The following is a 16,919-nucleotide window of genomic DNA, read 5'->3' as shown; positions in this document are numbered from 1 at the left end:
TTAACTGCATCTAGCAATTCGTTCAATCCATGCAAGGTAAGGAGTTTTAAACCCATTTGCGGTGAATAATCGTGCCACTTTCTTAGGAAGAGAGGATTCATTTTGACATTTTAAGTCAATCGATACAATGTGGAGATTCAGTAGAAAAAACGAAGAAACTATAAGTTAATCTCTCTAACTTCTAGATAGCGCTCTAGTTTTCTTTTCACACGTTGTAATGCATTATCGATAGACTTGACATGCCTATTTAGCTCTTCTGAAATTTCCTGGTACGTTTGTCCATCCAAATACAAAGAAAGTACTTTCCGTTCTAAATCGCTTAGCAGTTCTGCCATCTTCACTTCAATATCATCGAATTCTTCTTTATTAATCATAAGCTCTTCCGGGTCTAACACTTTCGCTCCCGAAATAACGTCCATAAGAGTGCGATCAGATTCATCATCATAAATAGGCTTGTCCAGAGAAACATAGGAATTAAGCGGTATATGTTTTTGACGAGTTGCTGTCTTAATGGCCGTAATAATCTGCCTTGTAATACATAGCTCAGCAAACGCCTTAAAAGAAGATAACTTATCACCTTTAAAATCACGAATCGCTTTATACAAACCAATCATACCTTCTTGAACGATATCTTCCTTGTCCGCACCAATTAGAAAATACGTTCTAGCTTTTGCCCTTACAAAGTTACGGTACTTTTGAATTAAATAATCTAGCGCTTCACTATCACCTTTGTGTACTAAACCCACTAGCTCATCGTCATCAAGCTGTATATACTCTTCATTCAGCTTCATTCCGGATTTAACGCCCATCTCTCATCCTCCTGACCGTACTCAGATAGAAATATTATACAGTAGGTAAATTTTAGTCGTCAATCTTTCATAGCTTTCCTCTTCGCCATTTTTCAAAAGTTTCAGCCACTTTATCACTTAAGGGAATTTTGGAAGCCGGCTTTTTCTTCGTTGTCTTCGATACATCCTTCTTAATTGCACCACGGACTTGCTCCATTTCAATCAATAGCTCGCGCGCTGATTTCCGGAGGGCTCCCTGTCCAAAAATGACCCATTGCTCCGTATAATCTGATGTTGCTACTTGAATTTGCGTTTTAATATTATTTAATTCAATGGCCATTTTCTCAATCCGCTCATCAGCTGTTTCATTCTCTCTCGTAAAAATGACTTCTACTTTATGATTTTTAAATGTACGAGAAACTCCTTGAACATAGTAAGCATCAAAAACAATAATGACACGATATCCCGTAAACGCTTGGTATTCCGCCATCAATTCAATTAAACGGTCTCTAGCTGCAGAAAGATCTCGTTGCTTTAATTCTCTTAGTTCCGGCCATGCTCCAATAATATTGTAACCGTCGACCAACAGAATGTTCATCGCATTATTCCCCTAAAGGGTTGCGTTTACGATAAACTTCATACATCAATAAACTAGCAGCAACTGAAGCATTCAATGAAGTAACCTTCCCTACCATTGGCAGGCGAATGAGAAAGTCACACTTCTCTTTCGTTAATCGTCCCATTCCTTTTCCTTCACTGCCAATTACAAGACCAATCGGCATCTTCCCATCTAGGTTACGGTAGTCATCGCTTCCTTTAGCATCCGTACCTACAATCCAAACTCCGCGTTCTTTCAACTCTTCAATTGCACGAGCTAAATTCGTGACACGCGCTACTGGAATATATTCAATTGCACCTGTTGAAGATTTTGCCACCGTTGCCGTTAAACCGACCGCACGACGCTTCGGAATAATAATACCATGAGCACCTGCTGCATCAGCTGTTCTCATAATCGAACCAAGGTTATGCGGATCTTCAATTTCATCTAAAATCATAAAAAATGGAGCCTCGCCGCGCTCTTCTGCTCTAGCAAATAAATCATCTACCTCTGCATATTCATAAGCAGCTACTTTAGCGACAACGCCTTGATGAATTCCTTCGACCATTTGATCAATTTTCTTCTTCGGAACGATTTGTACAAATACTTTTTTCTCTTTCGCAATTCCTATCACTTGTTGCATAGAGCCCTTTTGTGAGCCTTCAGCAATCCAAATTTTACTAACCTCCCGCTCAGAACGCAGCGCTTCTAGCACGGGGTTTCTTCCAATAATAAATTCTTCACTCATCGGATAGCCGTCCCTTCTTCAATAAATTGAATCGACCGTTTTATAATTTCTTCCATTCTCTCTTGCCGCTTCAATAAATACAGGTAACCGATTAAGGCTTCAAACGCTGTACTATAACGATACGTTTGAACATCCGTATTTTTCGGAACCGTGCCCGATTTTGCGTTTCGTCCCCGACGGACAACCGCCGCCTCTTCTTCTGTTAAGTAATTCTCTTCTAAGAAAAAATGAATAATCGTATTCTGTGCTTTTGCTGATACAAAAGCGGTCGCTTTTTTATGAAGAAGATGGGGTTTTACCGAGCCTTTTTGAATGAGGTGATACCGAATATACGTTTCGTATACGGCATCACCCATATAAGCAAGAGCTAAACTATTTAACATTTTCGCATCAATTTCCTGTTCATAATAGAGCATACATTACCCTCTTTTCCAGCGTGTACCTTGAGGAGTGTCTTCTAGAATAATATTCATGCTTTTTAATTGATCACGAATTTCGTCAGATCGTTGAAAATTACGGTCTTTTCGCGCTTGAATTCTTTCTTGAATTAAACGCTCAACGTCCTCATCCAGCAATCCTTCTTCTTCTAAGCTTAAACCAAGAACAGAGAATAATACTTCATATTCGTGTATAAATGCTTCAATGACTTCCTTGTCTGTATTCTTCTCCATTAAGTAATAATTCGCTTGCTTCGATAATTCAAATAAAATCGAAATGGCATTAGCTGTATTAAAATCATCGTCCATTTCTTGAATAAATTGCTCATGAAGCTCCTTCACTTTTTGAAGCCAACTATCTTTGTTATCCGTCAAACCATTACTTACTTGCAAACGATGTTTTAAGTTTTGATACGACGTTTTTAACCGTTCAAAGGCCGCTGTCGTATTCTCAATCACTTCTTGACTATAGTTAATCGGATGACGATAGTGTACAGACAGCATAAAGAAACGCAGTACTTGTGGATCATGTTGTTGGATAATATCATGCACCAGAACGAAATTACCTAGCGACTTTGACATTTTTTCATTATCAATATTGATGTATCCATTATGCATCCAATATCTAGCGAATGTTTTTCCCGTTAATGCTTCTGATTGAGCAATTTCATTTTCGTGGTGAGGGAACGTTAAATCTTGACCGCCTGCATGGATATCAATGGTGTCTCCAAGATATTTACGAACCATCGCCGAGCACTCAATATGCCAACCCGGGCGGCCTTTTCCCCAAGGACTATCCCAAGAAATTTCGCCTTCTTTTGCCGCTTTCCAAAGAGCAAAATCAAGAGCATCCTGTTTCTTGTCGCCAACTTCAATTCTGGCACCGACTCGAAGCTCGTCAATCGATTGTTGGGAAAGTTTACCGTATTCTTTAAATTTACGGGTACGATAGTACACATCTCCTTCTGATTCATACGCATAGCCTTTCTCGATTAACGCTTCGACAAACTCAATAATAGCATCCATGTTTTCCATAACTGTTGGATGAACATCGGCTTTTTTACAACCTAAAGCTGAAACATCTTCGAAATAAGCTTGAATAAAGCGCTCAGAAATCGTTGGTACATCTTCACCTAATTCCTTAGCAGCACGAATTAGCTTATCATCAACATCGGTAAAGTTTGAAACAAACGTTACATCATATCCACGGTATTGCAAATAATTGCGAACCGTATCAAAAACAATTGCAGGTCTTGCATTCCCAATATGAATGTAATTGTAAACGGTCGGCCCGCATACATACATTTTGACCTTTCCCTCTTCCATTGGAACAAACGTTTCCTTCTGGCGCGTTACACTGTTATAAATCTTAATAGCCATTTTATAAACTCCTTTCTTCCTGCTTTCGAGCCAATTCCAATTCCACTTTCAATTGTTTAATTTCTGTTTCCAGCTCTTTAAAGCGGTCTGCAATAGGATCAGGAAGATCTGAATGATTGAGGTCTTTCCCCACCTTAACACCGTCTTGGATGACGACTTTCCCCGGAATCCCCACAACCGTTGAATTAGGCGGCACTTCTTTCAACACCACAGAACCTGCCCCAATCTTTGAATTTTCTCCTACTGTAATCGACCCCAGCACTTTCGCACCTGTTGCAATTAACACATTATCTTCAATCGTCGGATGACGCTTCCCTTTTTCTTTTCCTGTTCCACCAAGTGTAACTCCTTGGAAAACGGATACATTATCTCCAATTTCACATGTTTCTCCAATCACAATCCCCATCCCATGATCAATAAAGAAACGACGGCCAATTTTTGCCCCCGGATGAATTTCAATTCCTGTGAAAAAGCGGCTAATCTGTGAAATAGATCTGGCAATAAAATATAGCTTTCTTTTATAAAATGCATGAGCAATTCGATGGTTCCAAATAGCATGAAGACCTGAATACGTTAAGATAACTTCTAAATAACTACGCGCTGCTGGATCTTGATCAAAAATGACTTCAACATCCTCTTTAAACATTTTAAACAATGTAATCCCCCCATAGTTCGACACTTACTTATCTCTACAACTCAAAACACTTCTTTACTTCCTCAACTGGATATACCCCTACAATCACAGTTAACTATAATAAATAACACGCCCCCTTGTTCATATAAAGATAGACTTTTTATATGCCGTTATTACATAGCTCAATTCATATATGTAATAAAGCCTTAAAAAGAACAAACATACAAGCGGCTTGCTCAGTCCTTACCAGCATGAGAAAGCCAGAAGATACAGCCGTTTATATTTTCCCCTGTAAAAAACAAAAAGCGCCCCTGTCTAAATAGACAGAGACGCTAATAGAAAGCGCGGTTCCACTCTGTTTGGAATGATAAACATAGGTTAAACATTCATTTTATCATCCCCAACTTTTATCCTGATAACGGAGGACGGCCGCCTTTGCCTACTATTCATTCAGCAAAGTACTCAAGGGTGCATTTCAAAAAACGAGGGGCCTGAACCACTTTCAGCAGGTTATGGTTCTCTCTATTAAAGCATCGTTTTCCTACTTCTCCCTATCAACGCGTTTAACTTGTAAGATTATTTAATACTATATTATATTTTTGGCAAATTGTTAATATAAAATACTTTGCAAGCGTTGTTTAATTTTTTCTTTGCCTAACAGGGCAATCGCTTTTGGTAAATCCGGACCATGCGTTTGACCTGTTGCTGCTGCACGAATCGGCATAAATAGCTTCTTCCCTTTATGTCCTGTGCTTTTTTGAACAGCTTTAATGGATTTCTTAATTTCTTCCGCTGTAAAGGCTTCTAATGCTTCCACTTCTTGAAGAAAAGCTTGCATGACTTCCGGTACTTGCTCTTCCGCTAATACCTCTTTCGCTTCCTCTTCATATTCCAATTCTTCTTTAAAGAACAATTGAGATAAATCAACAATCTCTGCTCCGTAACTCATTTGCTCTTGATATAGACCAATTAAATCACGAACCCATTCATCCTGCTCGGCTGTACGCACCTCTGCTACTTTTCCTGCTTTAATCAAATGTGGTAAAGAAATTTCAACCGCACGATCCAGGTCAAGCTGCTTCACGTATTGATTGTTTAACCAAGTTAATTTTTGCTGATCGAAAAGCGCTGGTGACTTCGATAACCGCTCTGCATCAAACAGTTTAATAAACTCTTCTTTTGAGAAAATTTCTTCTTCGCCGCCTGGATGCCAGCCTAAAAGCGCGATAAAGTTAAACAATGCTTGCGGTACATATCCTAATGCCTCATACTGCTCAATAAATTGAATAATGGACTCATCACGTTTACTTAATTTCTTTCGGCTCTCATTCACAATTAACGTCATATGACCGAAAATTGGCGGTTCCCAACCAAATGCTTCATAAATCATCAATTGCTTTGGTGTATTAGAAATATGATCATCCCCACGTAAAACATGAGAAATCTTCATCAAGTGATCATCCACAGCTACAGCAAAGTTATAAGTAGGAATTCCGTCCTTCTTTACGATAACCCAATCACCGATGCCCTCTGATTCAAAGGATACTTCATCCTTCACCATATCCTGGAATGTATATACTTTACCTGCAGGAACGACAAAGCGAATGCTCGGCTTTCTACCTTCTGCCTCTAACTTCGCTTGCTCCTCAGCCGTTAAATGACGACACTTTCCAGAATACTTCGGCGTCTCGTTCTTTGCCTGCTGTGCTTCGCGTTCCGCTTCCAGCTCTTCTTCTGTACAGTAGCATTTATACGCTAACCCTTTATCTAACAGTTCTTCGTACAATTTTTTATAAAGGTCATTTCGCTCTGACTGACGGTACGGTCCATACTCACCGCCAACATCAATGCTTTCATCCCAATCCATACCTAGCCATTTTAAATATTTCAGTTGGCTTTCTTCGCCGCCCTCAATATTACGCTTCGTATCTGTATCTTCAATACGAATAATAAATTTACCGCCTTTGTTGCGTGCATATAAATAATTAAATAAAGCCGTACGGGCATTTCCTATATGTAAATGTCCAGTTGGACTCGGTGCATAGCGAACTCGGATTTCGCTGCTCATGTCTAACTCCTCCTAAATACTCACGAATTTACCGTTATATATTTTATCATTTAAACAGACTTGAATAAAGGAAACTTCGATTCACAGATGAACGACTTTTAATTTGACTTCACCAATAGTACAACAGCTTGAGCAGCAATCCCTTCCTTGCGCCCTGTGAAGCCTAACTTCTCTGTTGTTGTTGCTTTGACGTTTACTTGCTCCACCGTCGCCTCTAATAGCTGAGCAATCCGCTCACGCATTGCTTCAATATAAGGTGCCATTTTGGGGCTTTGGGCAATAATCGTACAATCAATATTTCCTAGCTTGTAGCCTTCTTGTTTCACTAGATTCCAAACATGCTCAAGAAGCTTGGCAGAGTCCGCATCTTTAAACTCAGGATCTGTATCAGGAAAATGCTTTCCGATATCGCCAGCACCAATCGCTCCAAGTACAGCATCAGCTACAGTATGAAGCAAGACGTCCGCATCCGAGTGACCAAGCAGCCCTTTTTCATAAGGGATCGTAATGCCGCCAATAATTAACGGTCTTCCTTCTACCAACTGATGAACATCGAATCCTTGTCCAATTCGAAACATTCTATTCACTCCTTCTCTTTCTCCATCTTCCTCTTCGCCTGCTTATGTAAAATAGCTTCGGCAAAATAAAGATCTTCTTGTGTCGTAATTTTTATATTATCATAATCCCCTTCAATAATAACCACTTGTTCGCCCATCCGCTCTAAAAGACTAGCATCATCTGTACCAAGAAATTCATCCGCTTCTGCCTGTTTATGTGCTTTATATAAAATAGGCACACGAAAAGCTTGTGGCGTTTGTACCGCCCACAAGCTTGATCGTTCAACGGTCTCCACTACAGATCGTTCTTTCACCCTTTTAATCGTATCCTTAACTGGTACAGCAACGATTGCTCCAGCATGAAGGGAAGCGGCTTCCGTTAATGAATGAATCAACGCCTGATCAATAAACGGACGCGCTCCATCATGTACAAGTACAATTTCCTCATTTGTATGCTTTAGACCGTTAAAAACACTTTGTTGACGTTCCGCCCCGCCAGCTACTAATTTCTTCACTTTCTTCAATCCATAAGCATCCATTAATTCAGTAAAATAAGCCTCTTCTGCTGGATTAATGACTAAAATGATACCTTGACAATGGCGGTCCGCCTCAAATACTCGCAGCGTATAAATAATAATGGGAATCCCTGAAAGTTCAATAAATAGCTTGTTCTTCCCCGCCTTCATCCTTTTCCCTTGTCCCGCTGCGGGAATCACCACTTCATACAACATAACCGTTTCTCCTCTATAATGCTTTCTCTAACTGCTTCGGTTTCGCAAAGATCATTCGTCCGGCAGACGTTTGCAATACACTCGTAACAAGTACATCCAGTCGCTTTCCAATATGATCTCTTCCACCTTCGACTACAATCATCGTCCCATCATCTAAATAGGCTACACCTTGATTCTGCTCTTTCCCATCCTTAATTACTTGCACGCTCATTTCTTCACCTGGAAGAACGACCGGCTTTACCGCATTGGCCAAATCATTAATATTTAATACAGCTACCTTTTGAAATTCACACACTTTATTTAAATTAAAATCATTGGTCACCACAATGCCGCCTGTTACTTTAGCAAGCTTTACTAGCTTACTATCTACTTCCTGAATATCTTCAAAGTCTCCTTCATACATTTCCACCTTAATCGGCACATCTTTTTGAATACGATTTAAAATATCCAAACCTCGGCGACCGCGGTTTCTTTTTAACGCATCAGAAGAGTCTGCAATATGTTGGAGTTCATTCAATACAAACTGCGGAATGACAATCGTCCCTTCTAAAAAGCCTGTTTGACAAATGTCCGCAATTCGGCCATCAATAATAACACTAGTATCTAGGATTTTTAATTTATGATTTGACTCTTCTTCACTTTCTTCACTAGTTACATGTTTCTTTTTATTTGCTTTTAAAAATAGATTCAATAATTCATCGCGCTTTTTCACACCTACTTGAAAACCAAAATAACCAAATAACAACGTTAAAATAATTGGCACAATAGTATCTAGTATCGGTACGCGAATCGCATTAAACGCTGAACTAATAAGGTAAGCCACGACTAGACCGACCAGCAGCCCCAAACTACCAAAAATAATATCTGTAATTGGGACTTTAACAAGCTGCTCTTCTAACCACTTCATAAAGTTTAAAACATAATCCAATAACCAAAACGTAAGAAGATAAAAAATAATAGCTCCTAGGAGTACACTTGCATAAGGATTATTTAAAATAGCTACATCATCGGCACGTAACACCACTAATAATTCCGGAATAAGAAACATACCGAGTGTTCCACCAATTATTAAAAAGCAGGCCTGTATAATCCGCTTTAACATCATTTCACCTCCCTCTCTCCATTATGAACAATTTTATACAAATACAATCATATATACTTCAGTTAAACGAGATAAAAGATAAAAAGGATTTCTTTTTAAGCCTAGCACCGTACGAATTACGTGTCAAAAAGGAAGTACCTCTCACTTTTTGGGGGAATTTGAGAAGAATAGACCCATTTATCTACATCCTTCTGTCTGTCACAAGTTGGTTTTTTAAAATACGAAGCCCTTCTTTAATCTTATTGGCACGCACTTCCCCAATTCCCTCGACATCATCCAATTCCGCAACAGAAGCTTTATGAATATCAGCAAAGCTGCCAAACCGTTGCACTAGATTTTCAATAATTAACCCAGGGAGACGAGAAATTTTATGCAGCATGCGATAGCCTCTAGCATGTACTAATTCATCAAGATGAATATAGCCATTATATCCCAAAATTTTCAATAGAGCACCCTCATCTAAATTCTCCTGCATGGCTAATTCTTGGAGTTTAGCCACAACAAAGTCAGGGTTTTCATCGTTTTTACATGCATAGTCTTTAATAAGCCATTTTCCTTCAATTTCGATATCAGCAAGAATTTCATTCATTTGTAAACGAATAAGGCGTCCTTCTGTACCTAATTCATGTAAATACGCGACAAGTTCTGCTTTAATACGTAATACCATCACATATCGATGAAACACTTGAAGCAGGTCCGCAAACGTGACGATTTCCTCATATTCTAAAACACCTAAAACGGCAATACTTTGCTGCAACACGACTTTATATTTCTCTAACGTTTGAATCGCTAAATTAGCCTTTGCCAAAATGACACCAATATCTTTTAACGCGTAACGAAAATTCCCCTGGTATAAGGTAATGACATTACGTCGCTGAGAAATGGCAATAACAAGCGATTTTGTCTCCCGTGCAACCCGCTCCGCTGTTCGGTGGCGCATGCCTGTTTCTGTAGAAGAAACACTAATATCAGGGACAAGCTGGGCATTCGCAAGCAAAATCGTATCTGCTTTTTCATTTAAAATAATCCCGCCATCCATTTTAGCTAGTTCATATAATGTACTGGACGTACAAGGACAATTAATTTTAAATCCGCCATCGACAATCGAACGAACTTTTTCATTGTACCCAACGACTATTAAACCACCTGTATTGGCCCGGAGTACATTCTCAATCCCTTCACGTAATGGAGTCCCTGGCGCAACAAGTTGCAAAATGTCTAACTTTATTTTTTCATAAAGTTTTTTATCATTCATATTTTACCCCCCTAATGCGTATTGAAGCGCTTCTGCCACGGATGAAACGCCTATAACCTCAACCTCTTTTGGTACCGTCCAACCAACCATATTATTGGACGGAAGAAGCACCCGTTCAAATCCAAGTTTTGCAGCTTCTTGAACACGTTGCTCAATTCTAGATACCCGTCTAACTTCCCCTGTTAAGCCTACTTCACCGATAAAGCAATCTGTTGGTCTTGTTGGTTTATCTCGAAAGCTGGAAGCAATACTAATCGCAACCGCTAAATCAATTGCCGGCTCATCCAGCTTCACACCGCCAGCTACCTTCAAATAAGCATCTTGATTTTGCAGCAGTAAACCGACACGCTTCTCTAATACTGCCATTAACAATGACACTCGATTATGATCAAGGCCTGTAGCCATACGACGCGGATTCCCAAAGCTTGTTGGTGAAATTAAAGCTTGAATTTCAACGAGGACTGGTCTCGTTCCTTCCATCGAGGCAACAACAGTCGAACCCGAGGCTCCCTGAGACCGTTCCTCTAGAAAAATCTCAGATGGATTGGCTACTTCTTCTAAGCCATCTTCTTTCATTTCAAAAATCCCCATCTCGTTTGTCGAACCGAAACGATTTTTCACTGCTCGAATAATTCGATATGTATGATGTCGCTCTCCTTCAAAATATAACACCGTATCGACCATATGTTCGAGCAAGCGTGGACCGGCAATCGCTCCTTCTTTCGTAACATGCCCGACAATAAAAATGGCAATGCCCTTTGTCTTTCCAATTCGCATTAATGCAGCTGTACATTCACGTACCTGGGAAACACTTCCTGGTGCAGATGTAACTTCGGATTGATAAACTGTTTGAATCGAATCGATAATCACTAAATCAGGATTCACTTCACTAATAGCGTGTTGAATATAATCCATATCTGTTTCAGAATAAACAAATAGATTCTCAGATGCCACACCAAGGCGGTCTGCTCTTAACTTCGTTTGCTTCACCGATTCTTCTCCAGAAATATAGAGCACTTTCTTTCCTTTGCGAGCAAGCTGCGAAGATACTTGGAGAAGCAAAGTTGATTTCCCAATTCCAGGGTCACCGCCAATTAACACAAGCGAACCTTGCACAATCCCGCCGCCAAGAGCACGGTTTAATTCTGCTAAATCTGTTGCGATACGCGGCTCTTGCTCTGTTTGAATCGTCGTAATCGGAGCAGCTTTAATTCTTTCTCCTGTCCCAATCTGTGTATCAGAGTGAGCAAACGCTCCCCTTCTCCCGGGCTTTACAATTTCGACTTCCTCCACCATTTTGTTCCACTCGCCGCACCCTGGACATTTCCCCATCCATTTCGGTGATTCATATCCACATGACTGACACATAAATTTTGTTTTCTTTTTAGCCACTCTACTTGCTCCCTCTACCCTAAACTGGGTATTAATAAAAGATATTACACATAGACTCTATTTAATCCTTTTTGGAAACGCCTTCACACGTATATTTTAGAAAAATTAACCTAAGGCTAGTTTTTTATTGTATATAAAAACAGAGGTACACTGCAATAAATGCATGTACCTCGATGTTTTTTCGTTCTTTAATTATTCATGCGGAACAGCTTCAGGTTGTTTAATGGCTAATGCCCCATCTACAAGATCTAGTACAACCTTTTGTCCTTTTTGAACATTTCCTTTTAATAGTTCTTCAGAAAGGAAGTCTTCCACATGTTTTTGTAAAGCTCGACGGATTGGACGTGCGCCGTATTCTGGATCGAATCCTTCCTTGGCGATTTTCTCCTTCGCCGCCTCTGTTAGCTCTAGGAAAATCTCTTGCTCTTTTAAACGGTTAATTAATTGATCAGCCATTAATGAAACAATCTCTGTTAAATGCTTTTTCTCTAATGAGTGGAACACAATTGTTTCATCGATACGGTTTAGGAATTCAGGACGGAAAGCACGTTTTAATTCTTCCATCACTTTTCCTTTCATATCTTTGTAATCTTGGCCTTCATCTTGAATATTAAATCCGACATATTTATTCGTTTTTAACGCCGCCGCACCAACATTCGATGTCAAAATTAAAATCGTGTTACGGAAATCAACGGTACGACCTTTTGAGTCTGTTAATCTTCCGTCTTCCAATACTTGGAGTAAAATATTAAACACATCTGGATGTGCTTTTTCAATTTCATCTAGCAACACGACAGAGTATGGTTTACGACGAACTTTTTCCGTTAATTGACCGCCTTCTTCATATCCAACATAACCTGGAGGTGAACCGACTAGACGAGATGTTGAATGCTTCTCCATGTATTCTGACATATCAATGCGAATCATGGCATCTTCATCACCAAAGATTGATTCAGCTAGGGCACGGGCAAGTTCCGTTTTCCCCACCCCTGTAGGACCTAAGAAAATGAATGAACCAATCGGACGCTTCGGATCTTTTAATCCTGCTCTTGCACGACGAACTGCTTTTGAAACGGCGATGACTGCTTCTTCTTGACCAATTACACGATCATGAAGAATCGATTCCATATTTAGCAGTTTATCAGATTCTGTTTGAGCCAATCTTGTTACTGGTACACCTGTCCAGCTAGATACAACATGAGCGATATCTTCAACGGTTACTTCACTATTCTCTTGACCTTGTTTCTCCTTCCACGTTTTCTTTGTTTCTTCCAGTTGTTCACGTAAACGTTGTTCTGTATCACGAAGAGAAGCTGCTTTTTCAAATTCTTGACTTTGAACAGAAGCATCCTTTTCTTTACGCACCTCTTCTAATTTCACTTCCAACTCTTTTAAATTTGGCGGCGTTGTATAAGAACGCAAACGTACTTTTGAACCTGCTTCATCAATTAAGTCAATCGCCTTATCTGGTAAGAATCGATCAGAAATATAACGATCTGATAATTTAACCGCCGCATCAATTGCTTCATCTGTAATCGATACACGGTGATGTGCTTCATAACGGTCACGTAACCCTTTTAAAATTTGAATGGACTCTTCAATCGTTGGCTCATCCACTTGAATTGGTTGGAAACGGCGCTCAAGTGCTGCATCTTTTTCAATATATTTACGATACTCATCAAGCGTCGTTGCCCCGATACATTGAAGCTCTCCACGTGCTAATGAAGGTTTTAAAATATTAGAAGCATCAATAGCACCTTCTGCTCCGCCTGCACCGATTAACGTATGCAATTCATCGATAAATAGAATAATGTTTCCAGCTTGGCGAATCTCATCCATGACTTTTTTCAAGCGGTCCTCAAATTCACCACGATATTTGGTACCAGCCACGACTGTACCCATATCAAGCGTCATGACTCGCTTATCCCGTAAAATTTCTGGGACTTCATTGTTAATAATTTGCTGGGCTAACCCTTCTGCAATCGCTGTTTTACCAACACCAGGTTCTCCAATAAGAACAGGGTTGTTTTTTGTACGGCGACTTAACACTTCAATAACACGTTGGATTTCTTTACTGCGCCCAATAACAGGATCTAGACTGCCTTCACGAGCAATTGCTGTTAAATCACGTGCTAAGCTATCTAATGTTGGTGTGCTAGCATTCGCTGCGGCTGATCCTTGATGCCCGCCAGACTCATTACTTCCTAGCAACTGAAGAACTTGCTGACGTGCCTTGTTCAAGCTAACACCTAGATTGTTTAACACACGAGCCGCTACTCCCTCACCTTCACGAATAAGCCCTAATAGGACATGCTCCGTGCCCACATATGAGTGTCCTAGCTTTCTTGCTTCATCCATAGAAAGTTCAATGACTTTCTTAGCTCTTGGTGTATAGTGAATCGTTTGAGACGTATCCTGACCACGCCCAATCAGATTTTCCACTTCTTTTTGAATTTTATCTGCACCTAGGCCAAGGGCATATAACGCTTTAGCTGCAATCCCTTCCCCTTCACGTACTAAGCCTAGAAGGATATGTTCTGTACCAATATTATTATGACCTAAACGAATTGCTTCTTCTTGAGCCAGTGCTAATACCTTTTGAGCTCTCTCAGTAAAACGACCAAACATCATAGTGAATTCCTCCTTAAGAATGTTCTTTTGTATCTAAGTTTAAACGCTCTCGGATGAGGGCCGCGCGACGCATATCCCTTTCATAGGGTCTTAATGGTCCACCGGCATATTTTTGTAGAAAGCCTGGTTGCGTTAAAATCATTAATTCATTGAGGATGCTCTCTGAAATATTTTGAATGTATCCTAAATCTATTCCTAACCTCACATCAGAAATGCAAGTAGACGCTTCCTTCGTTTCGATAATCCTTGCGTTTGACAAAATTCCGTAAGAACGGAAAACTCTATCTTCTAATTGTATGTTTGAGGTTTTCACTAATGCTTCTCTTGCTGCTCTTTCTTGGGCAATAATTTGTTGAACAACACTTGTTAAATCTTCAACGATGTCTTTTTCAGACTTACCAAGCGTAATTTGATTAGATATTTGAAAGATATTCCCTAACGCTTGACTGCCTTCACCATACATCCCTCGAACAACAAGACCAAGCTGATTGATGGCTGGGATGATTTTATTAATTTGCTGAGTCAAGACTAACCCTGGTAAATGCATCATAACTGAAGCACGTAAGCCTGTGCCAACATTCGTCGGGCAGCTCGTTAAGTATCCTCTCTCTTCATCATATGCATAGTCGATTGCTTCTTCTAACCAATCATCCAATATATTTGCTAATTGTAAAGCTTTTGTTAGCTGCAGGCCTGACATTAAACACTGGATTCTTACATGGTCTTCTTCATTAATCATCACACTAATGACTTCATCGTCTGATAATAAACAAGCTCCGTGTGTAGATTCATCAACGAGTTTAGGGCTGATTAAATGTTTTTCAACAAGCACACGTTTTTCTAATGCCTGAAGTTGCTCCATTTCTATCATCTCTAATTGACCAATCTCTGAATTCACTTCTGATTCCAAACGTTTTTTGATCAATTCAAGAATGGATTTTGCCTCTTCATTTGAAAATAATGTTGGAAAGGTATACTCTTTAAAATTTCTAGCAAGTCGAACGCGGGAACTTAAGACGATATCGGATTCAGGTCCTTCATGATTCATCCAAGAACTGAGGGCATTTTGTAAAAATTTCTCTAAACTCATGACTCATCCCCCTCACCCTGTGCATGAACCCGTTTTTCCAAAGCCCTAATTTTATCTCGAATCTCCGCAGCTTTTTCGAATTCTTCTTGGTCGATATAAGTTTTTAACGTATCTTTCATCTCGGCCAGTTGTTTTTTTAGATGAAGCGCACCACCAATTCTTTTAGGAATTTTACCTATATGAGCAGTATTACCGCTATGCACTCTCTTTAAAATAGGATTAAGCTGTTTATTGAAAGTTTCACAGCAGATCGCACATCCAAATTTACCGATACGAACAAATTCCCTGAAAGAAAGCTGACAGTGCGGACAACGTACTTCCTCTGTCTTTGGGAAAGAATTCGCCTTAGGGTGTTGAAAATTAGACTCTATATTCAATAGCCCTGCTAATAAGTTATTAATTGAAAAACCAGATCCTTCATTATCCATAAACAGATCGCTTTTTCCCTGGGCACATTTTTCGCAAATATGCACTTCAGTTGTTTCACCATTTACAATTTTCGTAAAATGAAGGGCAGCCGGCCTCTGATTACATTCTTGGCATATCATGTACTCTCACCTCTGCAAGACTCATTTATATTTGAACGTAGTAAGCATCGCAGTTAAAATTCTTGCCCTTAATTCATCTCGATCAGGTAAATCTATATAAATAACCGATCGATCAATAACACTCATCATAATCTTTGCTTCTCGATGATTGATAATGTCTTCATTAATGAGCCTATCAATAATTCCTTCAGCAGTTGATTGTGAGACTCTAGAGCCGATAATAGAGATTAACTGATCAATAAGATGGGCGTGTTCTTGTGATTTGATTTTCATAATCCGAATATAACCGCCGCCACCACGTTTACTTTCTACCAGAAATCCTCTTTCAATTGTAAATCTTGTATTAATAACATAATTAATTTGAGAAGGAACACATTGAAATTTATCTGCAATTTCACTTCTTTTAATTTCTAAAATTTCTTTTTGACTCATTTCCAATATTTTCTTTAAATAAATTTCAATAATATCGGATATGTTTCTCACTCAACCTCCTCCATCCTGACTTTGACTATATTTGACTAATATTATACAACGAAAATTATAATTTGCAAATTAAATGGTTTATATTTTGTATTTTTTTGTATGATATAGAATAAGTTTCCCCTAATATATATGTGATTACACGTGAATAGAAAAAATTTTATATAAAAAAAAATCAGCTTTTCAGCTGATTTCATGTATGCTTGGCGACGTCCTACTCTCACAGGGGGAAACCCCCAACTACCATCGGCGCTGAAGAGCTTAACTTCCGTGTTCGGAATGGGAACGGGTGTGACCTCTTCGCTATCGTCACCAAACAATTATAAGGAACGTTGTTCCTTCAAAACTAGATAATAAGAAAGCATTGCGTGTTATCAAAACAATAGGTTAAGTCCTCGACCGATTAGTATCAGTCAGCTCCATGTGTCGCCACACTTCCACCTCTGACCTATCAACCTGATCATCTTTCAGGGGTCTTAC

At 39.4% G+C, this 16,919-nt stretch carries 16 protein-coding genes, 2 rRNA genes and 1 other annotated feature; all 18 genes read right to left on the bottom strand.

The genetic code is table 11. From position 1 onward, the window contains the following. Positions 1 to 158 precede the first annotated feature (158 nt). Positions 159 to 809 (bottom strand): RNA polymerase sporulation sigma factor SigH, encoded by a 651-nt coding sequence (gene sigH / locus ACE199_RS18500; RefSeq protein WP_119118196.1) that lies wholly within the window; start codon positions 807 to 809, stop codon positions 159 to 161. A gap of 67 nt (positions 810 to 876) precedes the next feature. Then, on the bottom strand, positions 877 to 1,386 hold the full coding sequence (locus ACE199_RS18495; RefSeq protein WP_252288251.1) for an NYN domain-containing protein: 510 nt from the start codon (positions 1,384 to 1,386) through the stop codon (positions 877 to 879). 4 nt (positions 1,387 to 1,390) lie between these two features. Next, the gene (gene rlmB / locus ACE199_RS18490; protein WP_375351106.1) at positions 1,391 to 2,134 is read right to left on the bottom strand and encodes a 23S rRNA (guanosine(2251)-2'-O)-methyltransferase RlmB; all 744 of its coding nucleotides are present in this window, start codon (positions 2,132 to 2,134) and stop codon (positions 1,391 to 1,393) included. Continuing rightward, positions 2,131 to 2,550 (bottom strand): Mini-ribonuclease 3, encoded by a 420-nt coding sequence (locus ACE199_RS18485; protein ID WP_375351105.1) that lies wholly within the window; start codon positions 2,548 to 2,550, stop codon positions 2,131 to 2,133. Before ACE199_RS18485 ends, rlmB begins: the two co-directional genes overlap by 4 nt. 3 nt (positions 2,551 to 2,553) lie before the next feature. Next, the gene (gene cysS / locus ACE199_RS18480; protein WP_375351104.1) at positions 2,554 to 3,951 is read right to left on the bottom strand and encodes a cysteine--tRNA ligase; all 1,398 of its coding nucleotides are present in this window, start codon (positions 3,949 to 3,951) and stop codon (positions 2,554 to 2,556) included. Position 3,952: 1 nt separating this feature from the next. Beyond that, complete coding sequence (cysE, locus tag ACE199_RS18475) at positions 3,953 to 4,606, bottom strand: serine O-acetyltransferase (RefSeq protein WP_127758646.1); 654 nt, start codon at positions 4,604 to 4,606, stop codon at positions 3,953 to 3,955. Between the two features lie 301 nt (positions 4,607 to 4,907). Then, positions 4,908 to 5,152: a binding site (T-box leader), on the bottom strand. Positions 5,153 to 5,195: 43 nt separating this feature from the next. Further along, positions 5,196 to 6,653 carry a glutamate--tRNA ligase gene (gltX, locus tag ACE199_RS18470; protein WP_127758645.1) on the bottom strand — a complete coding sequence of 486 codons (1,458 nt, stop codon included), beginning with the start codon at positions 6,651 to 6,653 and terminating at the stop codon, positions 5,196 to 5,198. Positions 6,654 to 6,751: 98 nt separating this feature from the next. Then, the gene (ispF, locus tag ACE199_RS18465; protein ID WP_127758644.1) at positions 6,752 to 7,231 is read right to left on the bottom strand and encodes a 2-C-methyl-D-erythritol 2,4-cyclodiphosphate synthase; all 480 of its coding nucleotides are present in this window, start codon (positions 7,229 to 7,231) and stop codon (positions 6,752 to 6,754) included. Positions 7,232 to 7,236: 5 nt separating this feature from the next. After that, on the bottom strand, positions 7,237 to 7,941 hold the full coding sequence (ispD, locus tag ACE199_RS18460; RefSeq protein WP_375351103.1) for a 2-C-methyl-D-erythritol 4-phosphate cytidylyltransferase: 705 nt from the start codon (positions 7,939 to 7,941) through the stop codon (positions 7,237 to 7,239). A 13-nt stretch (positions 7,942 to 7,954) separates the two neighbouring features. After that, positions 7,955 to 9,043, bottom strand: coding sequence for a PIN/TRAM domain-containing protein (locus ACE199_RS18455; RefSeq protein WP_375351102.1), 1,089 nt, complete (start codon positions 9,041 to 9,043; stop codon positions 7,955 to 7,957). 181 nt (positions 9,044 to 9,224) lie between these two features. Further along, positions 9,225 to 10,298, bottom strand: coding sequence for a DNA integrity scanning diadenylate cyclase DisA (gene disA, locus ACE199_RS18450; protein WP_375351101.1), 1,074 nt, complete (start codon positions 10,296 to 10,298; stop codon positions 9,225 to 9,227). A 3-nt stretch (positions 10,299 to 10,301) separates the two neighbouring features. After that, the gene (gene radA, locus ACE199_RS18445) at positions 10,302 to 11,690 is read right to left on the bottom strand and encodes a DNA repair protein RadA (protein WP_375351100.1); all 1,389 of its coding nucleotides are present in this window, start codon (positions 11,688 to 11,690) and stop codon (positions 10,302 to 10,304) included. A gap of 192 nt (positions 11,691 to 11,882) precedes the next feature. Beyond that, positions 11,883 to 14,321 (bottom strand): ATP-dependent protease ATP-binding subunit ClpC, encoded by a 2,439-nt coding sequence (gene clpC / locus ACE199_RS18440; RefSeq protein WP_375351099.1) that lies wholly within the window; start codon positions 14,319 to 14,321, stop codon positions 11,883 to 11,885. A gap of 13 nt (positions 14,322 to 14,334) precedes the next feature. After that, on the bottom strand, positions 14,335 to 15,411 hold the full coding sequence (mcsB, locus tag ACE199_RS18435; RefSeq protein WP_375351098.1) for a protein-arginine kinase McsB: 1,077 nt from the start codon (positions 15,409 to 15,411) through the stop codon (positions 14,335 to 14,337). Further along, a complete protein-coding gene (gene mcsA, locus ACE199_RS18430; protein WP_375351097.1) occupies positions 15,408 to 15,959 on the bottom strand; it encodes a protein-arginine kinase activator protein McsA in 552 nt (183 codons plus the stop codon). The genes mcsB and mcsA overlap by 4 nt, the downstream gene beginning before the upstream one ends. Positions 15,960 to 15,980: 21 nt before the next feature. Then, positions 15,981 to 16,442, bottom strand: a complete 462-nt coding sequence (locus ACE199_RS18425) for a CtsR family transcriptional regulator (protein WP_375351096.1) — start codon at positions 16,440 to 16,442, stop codon at positions 15,981 to 15,983. A gap of 198 nt (positions 16,443 to 16,640) precedes the next feature. Continuing rightward, a 5S ribosomal RNA gene (gene rrf / locus ACE199_RS18420) occupies positions 16,641 to 16,756 on the bottom strand. A gap of 66 nt (positions 16,757 to 16,822) precedes the next feature. Continuing rightward, positions 16,823 to 16,919, bottom strand: a 23S ribosomal RNA gene (locus ACE199_RS18415); the annotation flags it as partial.

Origin of the sequence: Peribacillus sp. Hz7 (assembly GCF_042136355.1) — a bacterium.
GTDB lineage: Bacteria > Bacillota > Bacilli > Bacillales > DSM-1321 > Peribacillus > Peribacillus asahii_A.
The sequence above is the reverse complement of the archived record's forward strand: the minus strand, read 5'-3'. Positions and strand labels throughout refer to the sequence as shown.